At 71.4% G+C, this 15,137-nt stretch carries 8 protein-coding genes; 6 read left to right on the top strand and 2 right to left on the bottom strand.

Translation table 11 applies throughout. The features are described from left to right. Positions 1-75 precede the first annotated feature (75 nt). The gene (locus tag IH54_RS0107335) at positions 76-2,163 is read right to left on the bottom strand and encodes a discoidin domain-containing protein (protein ID WP_031514025.1); all 2,088 of its coding nucleotides are present in this window, start codon (positions 2,161-2,163) and stop codon (positions 76-78) included. A 469-nt stretch (positions 2,164-2,632) separates the two neighbouring features. Here IH54_RS0107335 and IH54_RS0107330 point away from each other — a divergent pair, with 469 nt between their 5' ends. The 5 genes from IH54_RS0107330 (at position 2,633) to IH54_RS0107310 (ending at position 11,783) form a co-directional block, all read left to right on the top strand. Beyond that, positions 2,633-3,874: an FUSC family protein gene (locus IH54_RS0107330; RefSeq protein WP_420711715.1), complete on the top strand. Its 1,242-nt coding sequence runs from the start codon at positions 2,633-2,635 to the stop codon at positions 3,872-3,874. Positions 3,875-4,222: 348 nt separating this feature from the next. Further along, positions 4,223-8,518, top strand: a complete 4,296-nt coding sequence (locus tag IH54_RS0107325) for a discoidin domain-containing protein (protein ID WP_052397160.1) — start codon at positions 4,223-4,225, stop codon at positions 8,516-8,518. Between the two features lie 348 nt (positions 8,519-8,866). Further along, positions 8,867-9,382: a mycothiol transferase gene (locus tag IH54_RS0107320; protein WP_031514020.1), complete on the top strand. Its 516-nt coding sequence runs from the start codon at positions 8,867-8,869 to the stop codon at positions 9,380-9,382. A 164-nt stretch (positions 9,383-9,546) separates the two neighbouring features. Further along, entirely contained in the window at positions 9,547-11,256 is a 1,710-nt protein-coding gene (locus tag IH54_RS0107315; RefSeq protein ID WP_052397173.1) for an MFS transporter, read from the top strand. Between the two features lie 29 nt (positions 11,257-11,285). Continuing rightward, positions 11,286-11,783 (top strand): MarR family transcriptional regulator, encoded by a 498-nt coding sequence (locus IH54_RS0107310; protein ID WP_031514017.1) that lies wholly within the window; start codon positions 11,286-11,288, stop codon positions 11,781-11,783. A 31-nt stretch (positions 11,784-11,814) separates the two neighbouring features. On the opposite strand, the gene IH54_RS0107305 is transcribed toward IH54_RS0107310, so the two are convergent. Continuing rightward, positions 11,815-13,332 carry an MFS transporter gene (locus IH54_RS0107305; protein ID WP_031514016.1) on the bottom strand — a complete coding sequence of 506 codons (1,518 nt, stop codon included), beginning with the start codon at positions 13,330-13,332 and terminating at the stop codon, positions 11,815-11,817. A gap of 140 nt (positions 13,333-13,472) precedes the next feature. On the opposite strand from IH54_RS0107305, the gene pgm reads away from it, so the two are divergent. Continuing rightward, positions 13,473-15,113: a phosphoglucomutase (alpha-D-glucose-1,6-bisphosphate-dependent) gene (pgm, locus tag IH54_RS0107300; protein WP_031514015.1), complete on the top strand. Its 1,641-nt coding sequence runs from the start codon at positions 13,473-13,475 to the stop codon at positions 15,111-15,113. Positions 15,114-15,137: the final 24 nt, after the last annotated feature.

Below are 15,137 nucleotides of genomic sequence, written 5' to 3'. Positions count from 1 at the left end.
CGTCGGAGGTGGGGGTGGGGGGCGGGCCGCCCGGGTCCCGCGCGGCGGCGGGACCCGGGCGGCCTGCGGCGGCGCCTACTGCGAGACGCGCACGTAGTCGACGAGCATCTTCTGCGGGAAGACCGTGCCGGCGTCGGGCGCGCCCGGCCAGTCACCGCCCACCGCGTTGTTGAGGATGATGTAGAACGGGTGGTCGTAGACCCACGGGCCGCGGGTCGACTCGACCGTGGCCTTGTCGGCGGTGAAGAACGCGTGCCCGTCCACCGAGAAGGTCATGTGGGTGGAGTCCCAGTCCACCGCGTACGTGTGGAAGTCGTTGGCGAAGTCGCTGCCCGCGATCTGGTAGGGCTGGCCGTAGCCGTTGCCGCCGTTGTACGCGGGGGCGTGCAGCGTGGAGTAGACCGAGTCGGGGACCTTGCCGACGTGCTCCATGATGTCGATCTCACCGGAGTTCGGCCACGGCGTGCCGGTCTTGAAGTTCGACCCCAGCATCCAGAACGCCGGCCACAGGCCCTGCGTGCCGGACACCTTGATCCGCGCCTCGACGTGGCCGTAGGTGAAGTTGAAGTGGTCGGAGGTGTTGATCCGGCCCGAGGTGTACTGGTGACCCTGGACGTTCTCCTTCCGGGCCTCGATGACGAGGTTGCCGTTGCCGTCCATCGTGGTGTTGTCGCCGTTGGTGTAGTACTCCAGCTCGCCGTTCTGGCCGCCGCCGACGTCCTGGGTCCACTTGCCCGTGTCCGGCTTGCTGCCGGCCGGGCCGTTGAACTCGTCGCTCCACACCAGGTGCTCGGGGTTGCCCGGGTTCGGCGGCAGCGCGGGCGGAGCGGTGGGGTTGCCGCCGGTGCCGTAGACGTCGAACGTCCACAGGCTGTAGCCGTAGCCGTTGCTGCGGGCGGTGCCGTACATCCGCACGTAGCGGCCGTTGCCGTCGACGTTCAGGGTCTCCTTGAAGCCCTTGCCGGTCGTGGTGGAGTAGACGGACGTCCAGTTGCTGCCGTCCGCGGACGTCTGGATCTGGTACGCCGTCGCGTAGGCCGGGTCCCACTGCAGGACGACCTGGGTGATGTGCGCGGTGGCGCCGAGGTCCACCGCGATCCAGCCGGGGTCGACCCAGCCGTTGACGTCGCTGGTGGCCCAGCGGGTCGCCGGGTCCTCGTCGAAGGCCTTCGACGGGGTGCAGCCGGTGCAGCTGTTGGCGTCCTGGTACGTCGAGGCGGTGGCGGGCTTGTTGTACGACAGCAGCTTGGAGTCGCCGGGCGGGGTGGTGCTGCCGCCCGTGCTGCCGCCGTTGGCTCCGCCGTCGCTGCCGGAGCCGCCGGTGAAGACCTGGAACTCCCACAGCGAGTAGCCGTACTGGGTGGCGCGCTGGGTGCCGTACATCCGCACGTAGCGGCCGGTGCCGGTGAGGCTGATCAGCTCGGTGGCGCCGGGGCCGTTCGCGGTGGAGTAAGCGGTGGTCCAGTTGCTGCCGTCGGCCGAGACCTGGATCTGGTAGGCCTTGGCGTAGGCGGTCTCCCAGCTGAGCTGCACGCCGCAGATGCTCTGGGACGAGCCGAGGTCGACCTGGATCCACTGCGGGTCGGCCGCCGCCGAGGACCAGCGGGTGCCGTTGTCGCCGTCGACGGCGGACGAGGCGGGGGTGCCGGCGTTCTCGGTCGAGGAGGCCGTCGCCGTCTTGTGCAGCGCCGCGTTCGCGGTGCCGCAGGCGGCGTTGCCGGTGCCGGTGGCGCCGTAGACCTGGAACTCCCAGAGCGACACGCCGTACTGGGTGGCGCGGGCGGTCGTGTAGATCCGGACATAACGCCCGGAACCGTTTACGGTGAGGTTCTGGACGCCACCGGTCGCGGTGGTGGTGGAGTAGACGTTCGTCCAGTTCGCCCCGTCGGCCGAGGTCTGGATCTGGAACGCCTTGGCGTAGGCCGTCTCCCAGTTGAGGGTGACGGAGCTGATGGAGTCGGTGGCGCCGAGGTCGACCTGGAGCCACTGCGGGTCGCTCGCGGCGGAGGACCAGCGGGTGCCGGTGTTGCCGTCCACCGCGGCCGAGGCCGGGGTGCCGGCGTTCTCGGTGGAGGAGGCGGTCGCGGCCTTGCCCTGCGACAGCAGGGTGCCCGCGGCCCGGGCCGGGCTCTGGGTGGCCGCGAGGGCGAACGCCGCCAGCACGGCGGCGACGAACGTGAAGACGAGCGAACGGGGTAGGCGTCCGGACGAAGGTGGGGGGTTGCCGGTCACGGCGTCTCCTGGGTGCGTGTGAGAGCGCTCTCTGATGGCAGCGATGATTACGGCGCTGTTGCTGACACGTCAAGAAAGTGAACGAGATTGGTACCGCTGTTTCAGGGCGTTCCACGGCGCCGTCGAGATTCGAACGATCGGCGAACTCCTTGCCCGCATAGACGTGTTATGCGGCATCTTGCTGCGTGCAAGATCTTGACAGTGGATCATCCCGGCCGCCGCCCGGTGGCGCCGGGGGTGTGAACCCGGCGGGGCGGGACGCGCCGTACGGCCGCCGCGGCCGCCTCCGACCCTAGGCTGGGCCAGTCGCGCCGGCGCCGGAGAGGGGCCGGAAAGCGCCTTGACGTGACATGACGCCACGAACAGACCGCCAGGAACGGGGGGCCGGCAGATGCCCGGGATGCCCGAAAACGTGCCCGAGCCCGTCGTCAAGCTCGTCCGGTGGACGGCGGAGCCCGCGGCGGTGCAGATCCTGCGGTCCGCCGCGGCCGCCGTCATCGCCTACGTGGTGGCCGTCTGGCTGCTGCCCAACCCGGCGCCGCTGACCGCGCCGCTGACGGCGCTGCTGGTCGTGCAGGTGACGCTGTACTCGACGCTCACCACCGGGATCAGCCGTGTCAACGCCGTCGTCGCCGGGGTGCTCGTCGCGGTCGGCTTCAGCGCGCTGGTCGGGCTGACCTGGTGGAGCCTGGGCCTGATCATCGTGACCTCGCTGCTGATCGGCCGGTTCGTGCGGGCCGGCGACTTCGAGATCGAGGTGGCGATCTCGGCCATGCTGGTGCTCGGCGTGACCCGGGTCGCCAACACCGCGTGGGACCGCGTCTTCGAGACGCTCATCGGCGCGCTGGTCGGGCTGCTGTTCAACGCGCTCGCGCCGCCGGTGTGGGTGCAGTCCGCGGGTGAGTCGATCGAGTCGATGGCCCGCCGGATGGGCGCGCTCTTCCGGGACATCGGCGGCGAGGTCGCCGGGCACCTGCCGGTCGAGCGGGCCGCCGCGCGGCTGCACGAGGCGCGCCGGCTGGACCACGACATCGCCGAGGTGGACGCCTCGCTGCGGCAGGCCGAGGACAGCCTGCGCTGGAACCCCCGGGTACGCGAGGGCGCGCTGTCCCGGATCGTGCTGCGGACCGGTCTGGACACCCTGGAGATCTGCGCGGTGGTGCTCCGCGTGCTGTCCCGCAGCCTCACGGATCTGGCCAAGCACCGCACCACCGAGCATCTCTTCCCCGACGATGTGTCCGAGCAGCTGGAGCAGCTCATGGACCACATCGCGCACGCCGTCGAGAGCTTCGCGGTGCTGATCACCAGCCAGGTCACCGCAAACGCCCAGGCGGCGGAGGACCGGCTCGCGCAAGCGCTCTCCGACAGCCACGAGAGCCGCGACACCATCGCCCGGCTGCTGCTGGCGAGCGTCCAGGAGCACCCCCGGCAGTGGCAGCTGTACGGCGCGCTGCTCGCCGAGGTCGACCGGATCCTGGACGAGCTGGGGCTGGAGAAGCGCTCCGAGCGGCTGGTGGAGGAACTGGACCGGATCGGCGGCGAGCCGAGCGACCGGCACCCGCGGATCGCCATGGTCAGGCGCCGGCTGTCGGCGGCCGGGCTCTACCGGCACGCGCCGGACGTGCGCAAGATCTTCAAGTAGCACAGCGCGGCCCCTGCCTGACCGCACCTCACCGGACCCACGGGAAAGCGCTTTCCCGTGCCGGGCCGTTCCGCCCCGGCTCCCACTCCCGGGCGCGCGATCCAACTCCCGCCGCCCGCAAGCGAATCGTTGCCGTCCGGGGCGTAGACGCCGCCGTAGCGCGTCTGTAACACTCTGCCAACACATACGCAAATAATGAGCAGAACGGCGATGGATACGCATGAGATGAGCGCAACTTCAGATGTTCATCCCGCACGTTTCGAATAGATCGTCTGGACTCCTCTCGGCTGCTCCTCTTCCGGTTCTCCTCCCAACCCCCTGATCCCCCACACACCACAGAGGGACGTCATGAGAACGAAGCGCTCGATACCACGGCTGCTGGCGGGGGTGGTCTCCGGCAGCCTGCTGCTGCTCGGCGGCACCACCGCGCTGCCGGCCGTGGCGGCCGCGGCAGCCCCCGACCTCGCCGCCGGCAAGGCCGCGGCGGCCAGCAGCACCAGTGGCAGGAACACCGCCGACCGGATCGACGACGGCGACCAGAGCACCTACTGGCAGAGCGGCGCGGTCAGCGCCGCGGCGCCGCAGTGGGCACAGGTCAACCTGGGCGCCGGGCGCCTGGTCGACAAGGTGCAGCTGAAGGTGCCCGCCTCCTGGAAGGCCCGCACCCAGACCCTGTCGCTGCAGGCGAGCGACGACGGCACGCTCTTCTCCACGATCGTCGGGTCGAAGTCGTACACGTTCACGCCCGGCAGGAGCAACACGGTCACCATCGACTTTCCGGCCACCGAGGCGCGGTACGTGCGCGCCGAGATCTCCGCCAACTCCGCGGCCGGCTCCGCGCAGCTGTCCGAGATGACGGTCGCCGCCGCCGCGGTGGGCGCCAACCTCGCCGCGGGCAGGCCCACCGCCGAGTCCGGCCACGCCGACGTGTACGGCTCGGGCAACGCCGTCGACGGCAACGCGAACACGTACTGGGAGAGCACCAACAACGCCTTCCCGCAGTGGCTGCGCGTCGACCTGGGCTCCGCGGTGCCGGTCAACACCGTGGTGCTCAAACTCCCGCCGGCCACCGCATGGCAGAGCCGCACCGAGACGCTCGCCGTCCAGGGCAGCCAGGACGGCACCACCTTCTCCGACCTCGCCGCGTCCAAGGGCTACACGTTCGACCCGGCGAGCGGCAACACGGTGACGATCACCTTCAACACCGCCACCACCCGCTACGTCCGGCTGAACATCACCGGCAACACCGGCTGGCCCGCCGGCCAGATCTCGGAGTTCGAGGTCTACGGTCCCGCCACCGGCGACGTCACCGCCCCCTCGGCGCCGTCCGGCCTGGCCTACACCCAGCCCGCGTCCGGCCAGGTCAAGCTGACCTGGAACGCGGCGAGCGACGACACCGGCGTGACCGCGTACGACGTCTACGCCAACGGCCAGCTGCGCACCTCGGTCGCAGGCAACGTGCTGACGTACACCGACAGCCAGCCGGACACCGCCACCGTCACGTACTACGTGAAGGCCCGCGACGCGGCCGGCAACCAGTCGGCGGCCGGCAACACCGTCACGCGCACCGGCACCTCCGGTGACACCCAGGCCCCGAGCGCGCCGTCCGGCCTGGCGTACACCCAGCCCGCGTCCGGCCAGGTCAAGCTGACCTGGAACGCCGCGAGCGACAACACCGCCGTCACCGGCTACGAGGTCTTCGCCAACGGCACCAAGATCGCCACCACCGGCGGCAGCACCCTCACCTACACCGACAGCCGGCCGGACACCGCGACAGTGGCGTACTTCGTGCGCGCGGTCGACGCGGCCGGCAACGAGTCGGGCAACAGCAACACGGTGACCCGCACCGGCACCACCCCGCCCACCGGCGGCACCAACCAGGCGGTCGGCAAGCCGATCACCGCGACCTCCACGGTGCAGAACTTCGTCGCCGCGAACGCGAACGACGACGACGTGAACACCTACTGGGAGGGCGCCGGCACCAGCTCGCTCACGGTGCAGCTCGGCGCCGACGTCGACACCGGCTCGGTCGTCGTCAAGCTCAACCCCAGCTCCGCGTGGGGCCCGCGCACCCAGACCATCGAGGTCCAGGGCCGCGAGCAGAGCGCGAGCGGCTTCACCCAGCTCGTCGCGCCCAAGAGCTACTCCTTCGACCCGGCCTCCGGCAACACCGCCACCATCCCGGTGACCGCCCGGGTCGCCGACGTGCGGCTGGTCTTCAGCAGCAACTCCGGGGCCGGCGGCGGCCAGGCGGCCGAATTCCAGGTCATCGGCACCCCCGGCCCGAACCCCGACCTCACCGTGAGCTCCCTGACCGCGTCGCCCGCCGCCCCGGTGGAGACCGACCCGATCACGCTCGACGCGACGGTCAAGAACATCGGCACCAACGCCTCCCCGGCCAGCAGCGTCAACTTCTACCTCGGCACCACCAAGGTCGGCACCGCCAACGTCGGCGCGCTGGCCGCGGGCGCGAGCACCACGGTGTCCGCGTCGATCGGCGCCAAGGACGCCGGCAGCTACCAGCTGACGGCCAAGGTGGACGAGGCGAACACGGTCGTCGAGCAGAACGACACCAACAACTCCTACACCAGCCCGGCCGCCCTGGTCGTCAAGCCGGTCGACACCTCCGACCTGCTCGCCTCCCCGGTGGCCTGGTCGCCGGGCAACCCGTCGGCGGGCAACAACGTCAACTTCTCGGTCGCGATCAAGAACCAGGGCACCGTCGCCGCCGCCTCCGGCGCCCACGCTGTCACCCTGACCGTCGCGGACGCCGCCTCCGGCAGCGTGGTGAAGACCCTCACCGGCTCCTACAGCGGCGCGATCGCGCCCGGCGCGACCACCAGCCCGGTCAGCCTGGGCAGCTGGACGGCGGCCAACGGCAAGTACACCGTCAAGACGGTGATCGCCACCGACGCCAACGAGCTGGCCGTCAAGCAGGCCAACAACACCAGCACCCAGTCGCTGTTCGTCGGCCGCGGCGCGAACATGCCGTACGACGTCTACGAGGCCGAGGACGGCGTCACCGGCGGCGGCGCGACCGTGCTCGGGCCGAACCGCACCATCGGCGACCCGGCGGGCGAGGCCTCCGGCCGCAAGGCGGTACATCTGGCGGGCAACGGCCAGTACGTCCAGTGGACGACCAGGAACCCGACCAACACCCTGGTGACCCGCTTCAACATCCCCGACGGCACCGACTCCACGACGCTCAACGTCTACGTGGACGGCACCTTCCTCAAGACGGTCACCCTGACCTCGAAGTTCGCGTGGCTGTACGGCGACGAGGCGAGCCCGGGCAACTCCTCCGGCTCCGGCGCCCCGCGGCACATCTACGACGAGGCCAACGTGCTGCTCGGCACCACCGTCGCGGCGGGCCACACGATCCGGCTGGAGAAGGACGCGGCCAACACGGCGTCGTACTACAACATCGACTACATCAACCTGGAGCAGGCCACCCCGGTCGCCAACCCCGACCCGGCCAAGTACGTCGTGCCGGCCGGCTTCACCCAGCAGGACGTGCAGAACGCGCTGGACACCGCGCGGCAGGACACCACCAAGCTCGGCGTCTACCTGCCCGCCGGCGACTACTCCACCGCCAACAAGTTCACCGTCTACGGGCGGGCGGTCAAGGTGATCGGCGCGGGTCCCTGGTTCACCAGGTTCTACACGCCCCAGACCCAGGAGAACACCGACGGCGGCTTCTCGCTGCAGTCCGGATCCGGCGGGTCGAGCTTCTCGGGCTTCGGGTTCTTCGGCAACTACACCAGCCGTATCGACGGTCCCGGCAAGGTGTTCGACCTCACCGGGGTCGCGAACCTGACGATCGACAACCTGTGGATCGAGCACACGATCTGCGGGGTGTGGGCGACGAACGTGGACAACTCCACGATCAGCAACCTGCGGATCCGCGACACCTTCGCCGACGGTGTGAACCTCACCAACGGCTCGACCGGCAACACGGTCACCAACACCGAGGCCCGGTCGACCGGTGACGACAGCTTCGCGCTCTTCCCGGCCGTCGACAACCACAACGAGCAGGAGACCGGCAACACCTTCAGCAACCTGAGCGTGCAGACGGTGTGGCGCGCCGCGGGCCTGGCGGTCTACGGCGGCGGCGGCAACACCTTCAGCAACCTCTACATCGCCGACAGCCTGACCTACCCGGGCATCACCATCGGCTCGCTCCAGTTCGGCGGCATCCCGGCACTCGGCTTCGAGGCCTCGCCGACGAGCAACTTCTCGAACATCTCGCTGGTCAGGGACGGCGGCCACTTCTGGGGCCAGCAGGCCTTCCCGGCGCTGTGGATCTTCTCCGCGGAGTTCGACCTCCAGGGCCTGCGGATCAGCGACGTGGACATCTCCGCCCCGACCTACCAGGGCGTGATGTTCCAGACCAAGTGGAACGGCAGCACCTCGCTCAAGCCGATCAAGGACACCGTCATCACCAACCTGTCGGTGACCGGGGCGCACAAGAGCGGTGACGCCTTCGACGCCAAGTCCGGCTTCGGCCTGTGGGCCAACCCGCAGCCGGAACCCGCTCAGGGCCCGGCCGTGGGCTCGGTGACCGTCAACGGATTGCACGAGAGTGACAACGCCGTGGACATCCAGAACACCACGACCACCTTCACGATCAACGTCAACAACTGACGTTCCGCAGGCCCAGGCGGGTGCCCGTGTTCGCATCCTGAACACGGGCACTCGCCCATGTCCGCTGACGGGCGGTCACGGGGCGGCGGCGCCGGACAGGGGACTGCTTCGGCGGCACGAACCAGCGCACGCCGCCCTCCTGATGCAGCGGCGGCAGCGGTGTGGCCACCGCCCCGGGCGGGGTGGCGGCAGCGGTGCACGCCGGGCGGGTCGGCGGACCCGCCCGGCGCCGGGGCCGCCATATCCGCACCCGCGCGGCAGTCATCGGCGAAGATCGGATCATCAGGCCGCCCGGCGAGGTCCTCCGGCCCCACGGGCGGCACCGCCCCGCTGCCGCGAGGAGCCCCGATGAACACCGCAGAACTGCTGGCCGACGCCTTCGGCCGGATCAAGGACGCCGTCCACCAGGCCGTCGACGGCCTCACCCCCGACGAGCTCGCCCACCGTGTCGACCCCGCGGCCAACACCGTGGGCTGGCTCGTCTGGCACCTCACCCGGGTCCAGGACGACCATGTCGCGGAGGTCGCCGGCCGCCCGCAGGCGTGGACCGAGGACGGCTGGGACAAGGCCTTCGGGCTGCCCTTCGACACCGCCGACATCGGCTACGGCCACAGCGCCGACGACGTCGCCGCCGTCCGCCCGGCCTCGGCCGACGTGCTCACCGGCTACTACGACGCCGTCCACGAGCGCAGCCTCGCCTTCGTCGGCACCCTGGCCGACGCCGACCTCGACCGGGTCGTGGACCGCCGGTGGAACCCGCCGGTGACGCTCGGCGTACGCCTCGTCAGCGTCGTCAACGACGATCTCCAGCACGCCGGGCAGGCGGCGTTCCTGCACGGGCACCTGCTGCGCCGGCGCGGCTGAGGCGCGCGGCGGCGGGTGGGGCGCGCGGCGGCGGGTGGGGCGCACCCCATCAGGTCCGGGGGCGCCCTCCGTGCAGGATGCAGCCGTCCACCCCCGATGGTAGAGTTACTTAACCTAAGTTAAATAACTGAACCCACTGACCCGGGCGGGGTGTGAAGGGCCTGATGGCGACTCAAGACGCGACCAAGCGAATACCGCGGACTCCGCGCATCGCTTCCGACCACCCGCGGTACAAGTGGGTGGCCCTGTCCAACACGACCCTCGGCATGCTGATCGCCACGATCAACTCCTCGATCGTGCTGATCTCGCTGCCCGCGATCTTCAACGGCATCAGGCTCGACCCGCTCCAGCCCGGGAACGTCAGCTACCTGCTGTGGATGCTGATGGGCTACATGCTCGTCACCGCCGTCCTGGTGGTGACGCTCGGCCGGCTCGGCGACATCCTCGGCCGGGTCAAGATCTACAACGCCGGCTTCCTGATCTTCACCATCACCTCGATCATCCTGTCCGTCGACCCGATGCACGGCGGCGGCGGAGCCCTGTGGCTGATCGGCTGGCGGGTCGCCCAGGCGGTCGGCGGATCCATGCTGATGGCCAACTCGGCGGCGATCATCACCGACGCCTTCCCGGCCCGGCAGCGCGGCATGGCGCTCGGCGTCAACATGGTCGCCGGCATCGCCGGCTCCTTCATCGGCCTGGTCCTCGGCGGCCTGCTCGCCGAGTGGAACTGGCGCTCCATCTTCTGGGTGAACGTGCCCATCGGCATCATCGGCACCGTGTGGGCCTACCGTTCGCTGCACGAGACCGGCGTGCGCCGCCCGGCCAAGATGGACTGGTGGGGCAACATCACCTTCGCCGTCGGCCTCACCGCGCTGCTGGCCGGCATCACCTACGGCATCCAGCCCTACGGCGGCCACACCATGGGCTGGACCAACCCGTGGGTGCTCGCCGGGCTGATCGGCGGCGCCGCGACGCTCGCCGCCTTCTGCGTCGTCGAGAACCGCGTCGCCGAGCCGATGTTCCCGATGAAGCTCTTCCGCAACGCGGCCTTCGCGGGCGGCAACGCGGCCACCCTGCTGGGCTCCATCGCGCGCGGCGGCCTGCAGTTCATGCTCATCATCTGGCTCCAGGGCATCTGGCTGCCGCTGCACGGCTACAACTACGCCGACACCCCGCTGTGGGCCGGCATCTACCTGCTGCCGCTCACCGTCGGCTTCCTCGCCGCAGGACCCGTCGCGGGCGCGCTGTCCGACCGCTACGGCGCCCGGCTCTTCGCCGCCTCCGGCTTCGTCGTGATGGCCGGATCCTTCGCCGGGCTGCTGCTGATCCCCACGGACTTCAGCTACTGGCTCTTCGCGCTCGTGGTCTTCCTCAACGGTTTGGGCGGCGGGCTGTTCGCCGCGCCCAACACGTCGATCATCATGGCCAGCGTGCCCGCGGAGTCCAGAGGCGCGGCCTCCGGCATGCGGGCCACCTTCCAGAACGCCGGCATGGTGCTCTCCATCGGCGTGTTCTTCTCGCTGATGGTCGCCGGTCTCGCCCGCTCGCTGCCGCACACCCTGAGCACCGGCCTGATGGCGCAGGGCGTGCCCGCCTCCCACGCGCACGACGTGGCCAACCTGCCGCCGGTCGGCACGCTCTTCGCCGCCTTCCTCGGCTACAACCCGATCCAGCAGCTGCTCGGCCCCGACCTGCTCGGCAAGCTGCCCGCCTCCGACGCGCACACCCTCACCGGGCGGGAGTTCTTCCCGCACCTCATCTCCGGGCCCTTCCACGACGGGCTGGTCGTGGTGTTCGCCCTCGCGATCGTGATGTCCTTGGTCGCGGCGGGCGCGTCGCTCATCCGCAGCCGGCGCACCGCCCAGGACAGCTGACCGCCGCACGACCCAGGAGGCGCCCCGCCATGACCGACACCGACGGGCGCGGGGCGCCCTCCTCCGCGGCCGTCGCCCGGCTGCGGCTCGTCATCGCCCGGCTCTACCGGCAGCTCGCCCAGGCCTCCGGCGACGACCTCAACCTCACCTACGCCCAGCTGTCCGCGCTGGCCAGGATCCACGAGCACGGCCCGCTGCGGATCGGCGAGCTGGCCGCGCACGAGCAGGTCGCCGCCCCCTCGCTGACCCGCACCGTCGCACCGCTGGTCGCGGCCGGGCTCGTCACCAAGCAGCCCGACCCCGCCGACGGCCGCTCCTGGCTGGTGAGCATCGCCCCCGAGGGTGCGCAGGTGCTCAGCCGGATCCGCCGCACCCGCTCGGAGCTGCTGGCCCGCAGGATGGCCCGGCTGGACGACGACCAGCTCGACGCGCTGCTCGCCGCCCTGCCCGCGCTGGAGCAGCTGCTCACCGACCCGCAGCCGGAGGAGCCGCCCGTGGAGGCGGCGGCGCAGCAGGGCCGGCCCTGAGGCCTGCGCCGGGCCGCCGAACGCGCCCGGATCAGCCCGCGGCCCTGCGCCCCGGCCCCCCCGGCTCCAGCGGCGGGGCGTTGAGGCCGCAGTTCGACCGGCATTCCGGCCGGGCGGCGGGCTTCGCGCCCGGCTCCTCGCGCAGCGCCTGCCGCGGCACCAGCGTGAAGGCCAGCAGAGCGGAGAGCCCGCACAGCCCGGCGCAGATCAGCATCGCCTTGCCGAAGGCGTCGTTCACCCGGTGCGGCGAGCGGTAGGCCTGGTTCGACAGCCCGACCGCGAGCGGCAGCGCCGCCACGACCAGCAGCTGGGCCACCCGCGCGGCCGCGTTGTTGACGCCGCTGGCGATCCCGGCGTGGTCGACGTCCACGGACGCCAGCACGGTCGCCGTCAGCGGCGCCACGAACATGCTCATCCCCAGCCCCTGCACCACCACCGCGGGCAGCACGTCCAGCACGTACGACGACGAGCCCGGCCCCAGCCGGATGAGCAGCAGCAGCCCGGCCGCGGTCACCAGCGGCCCCACCGTGAGCGGCAGCCGCGGCCCGATGCGCTGGGCGAGCCCGCCCGCCGGGGCCGACAGCAGCAGCATCAGCACCGTGACCGGCAGCGTCGCCAGGCCCGCGTGCAGCGCGCTGTAGCCGGCGGCGATCTGCAGCTGCACGGGCAGGATGAAGAAGACGCCGCCGATCGCGGCGTACAGGCACAGCGTCACCACGTTCATCGACGTGAAGAGCCGCGAGGAGAAGACGGACAGCGGCAGCATCGGGTTCTTGACGGTGCGCTCGGTGCGCAGGAATGCCACCCCGCACGCCACGCCGGCCAGCGCGGGCACCACCACCGACGTCCACGACGGGTGGCCGGAGGCGGCGATCAGCGCGTACGTCACACCGGCCAGGCACAGCGCGGCCAGCGCCGCGCCCCGCACGTCGAAGCTGCCGGACGCGTTCCGGTCCCGGCTCTCGGGCACGTGGCGCACCGCGATCGCCACCACCACCGCGGCGATCGGCAGGTTGACCAGGAAGATCCACCGCCAGCCGGGCCCGTCCACCAGCCAGCCGCCGAGGAAGGGCCCGACCGCGCCCGCCACCCCGCCCAGGCCCGACCACGCGCCGACCGCCTTGGCCCGGTCGTCCTCCCGGAAGGTCGACTGCACGAGCGCGAGCGAACCCGGCGTCAGCAGCGCCCCGCCGACGCCCTGGAGCGCACGCGCGGCGATGAGCACTCCGTCGTCCGGCGCGATCCCGCACAGCGCGGAAGCCAGCGCGAACCACACCACGCCGATGACGAAGACGCGGCGCCGCCCGTAGCGGTCGCCGAGGCCGCCGCCGAGCAGGATCAGCCCGGCGAGCGTCAGCATGTAGCCGTTGACCGTCCACTGCAGCGCCGACAGCGGCGCGCCCAGGTCCTCCCCGATGCGGGGCAGCGCGATGTTGACGATCGTGCCGTCCAGCAGCGCCATCCCCGAGCCCAGCACCGAGCAGGCCAGCACCCACCGCCCGGTCCGCGACGCCAGCGGGACGCCCGCCCCGCCCTGATCCTGGTCCATGACCTCACATTAGGTCCTGGCGCGTCGGATGGCCGGGTAGCGACGGGTGGTCACGGGGCAGGGATGACAATGGTCGGCGGGCCCGCCGCGCTCCGCGAGCCGGGACCGACCGACGCGACCGAGCAGCCGAGGAGACGTGAATGGCGCACCAGCGTGCCGGGAAGCCCGCCCGTACCGAGGATCTGGTGGACGTGCCCCGCCTGGTCACGGCCTACTACGCGCTGCGCCCCGACCCCGGCGAACCCGCGCAGCGGGTGGTGTTCGGGACCTCGGGGCACCGCGGCTCGTCGCTCGCGACCGCCTTCAACGAGGACCACATCGCCGCCACCAGCCAGGCCATCTGCGACTACCGCGGCTGGCAGGGCACCGACGGGCCGCTCTTCCTCGGCGTCGACACCCACGCCCTGTCCGAGCCCGCCCGGGTGACGGCGCTGGAGGTCTTCGCCGCCAACGGGGTGACGGTGCTGCTCGACGAGAACAGCGGCTGGACCCCGACGCCCGCCGTCTCGCACGCCATCCTCACGTACAACAACGGCCGCACCTCGGGCCTGGCGGACGGCGTCGTCGTCACACCGTCGCACAACCCGCCCTCCGACGGCGGCTTCAAGTACAACCCGCCGAACGGCGGCCCCGCCGCCTCCGACGCCACCTCCTGGATCCAGGACCGGGCCAACCAGCTCATCGCCGACGGCCTCAAGGGCGTCCACCGCATCGGCTACGCGCGGGCGCTCGCCGCGGAGACCACCGGCCGCTACGACTACCTCGGCCGCTACGTCGACGACCTGCCCGCGGTGCTCGACCTGGTCGCGGTGCGCCGGGCCGGCGTCACGATCGGCGCCGACCCGCTGGGCGGCGCGTCGGTCGACTACTGGGGCCGCATCGCCGAGTGGCACGGCCTCGACCTGACGGTCGTCAACCCCACCGCCGACCCCACCTGGCGCTTCATGACGCTGGACTGGGACGGCAAGATCCGCATGGACTGCTCCTCGCCCTACGCGATGGCCTCGCTCATCGACCGCAAGGACGACTACGCCGTCGCCACCGGCAACGACGCCGACGCCGACCGGCACGGCATCGTCACCCCCGACGGGGGGCTGATGAACCCCAACCACTACCTGGCCGTCGCGATCTCCTACCTGTCCGGTCACCGCGAGCAGTGGGGGCCCGAACTGGCGATCGGCAAGACCCTGGTGTCGTCCTCGATGATCGACAAGGTCGTCGCCGACCTCGGCCGGCCGCTCACCGAGGTGCCGGTCGGCTTCAAGTGGTTCGTCGACGGGCTGCACGGCGGCACGCTCGCCTTCGGCGGCGAGGAGTCGGCGGGCGCGTCCTTCCTTCGCCGCGACGGCGCGGTGTGGACCACCGACAAGGACGGCATCCTGCTGGCCCTGCTCGCCGCCGAGATCACCGCCGTGACCGGCCGGACGCCCTCCGAGCACTACACCGCGCTCACCGAGCGCTTCGGCGCCCCGGCCTACGCCCGCATCGACGCGCCCGCCGACCGTGAGCAGAAGGCGGTCCTGGGCAAGCTGTCGCCCGGTCAGGTCCCGGCCAAGGAGCTGGCCGGGGAGCCGGTCACCGCGGTGCTCAACGAGGCGCCGGGCAACGGCGCACCGCTGGGCGGCATCAAGGTCTGCACCGACAACGCCTGGTTCGCCGCCCGCCCGTCCGGCACCGAGGACGTCTACAAGATCTACGCCGAGTCCTTCCTCGGCGCCGAGCACCTCGCCGAGGTGCAGCAGGAGGCGAAGTCCCTCGTCGACTCCGTGCTCGGCGGCTGACCCCGCGCGGGGCGGGGGCCCGGC

Source organism: Streptomyces sp. NRRL F-5123, assembly GCF_000721495.1.
In the GTDB taxonomy this organism is placed as follows: domain Bacteria; phylum Actinomycetota; class Actinomycetes; order Streptomycetales; family Streptomycetaceae; genus Actinacidiphila.
This window is presented reverse-complemented; position numbering and strand designations above follow the sequence as displayed.

What these genes read in the sequence shown, in the direction of transcription:
- IH54_RS0107330 (WP_420711715.1), top strand. Translation starts at nt 2,633, where the DNA reads ATGCCCGAAAACGTGCCCGAGCCCGTCGTCAAGCTCGTCCGGTGGACG.
- IH54_RS0107325 (WP_052397160.1), top strand. Translation starts at nt 4,223, where the DNA reads ATGAGAACGAAGCGCTCGATACCACGGCTGCTGGCGGGGGTGGTCTCC.
- IH54_RS0107320 (WP_031514020.1), top strand. Translation starts at nt 8,867, where the DNA reads ATGAACACCGCAGAACTGCTGGCCGACGCCTTCGGCCGGATCAAGGAC.
- IH54_RS0107315 (WP_052397173.1), top strand. Translation starts at nt 9,547, where the DNA reads ATGGCGACTCAAGACGCGACCAAGCGAATACCGCGGACTCCGCGCATC.
- IH54_RS0107310 (WP_031514017.1), top strand. Translation starts at nt 11,286, where the DNA reads ATGACCGACACCGACGGGCGCGGGGCGCCCTCCTCCGCGGCCGTCGCC.
- IH54_RS0107305 (WP_031514016.1), bottom strand. Translation starts at nt 13,332, where the DNA reads ATGGACCAGGATCAGGGCGGGGCGGGCGTCCCGCTGGCGTCGCGGACC.
- pgm (WP_031514015.1), top strand. Translation starts at nt 13,473, where the DNA reads ATGGCGCACCAGCGTGCCGGGAAGCCCGCCCGTACCGAGGATCTGGTG.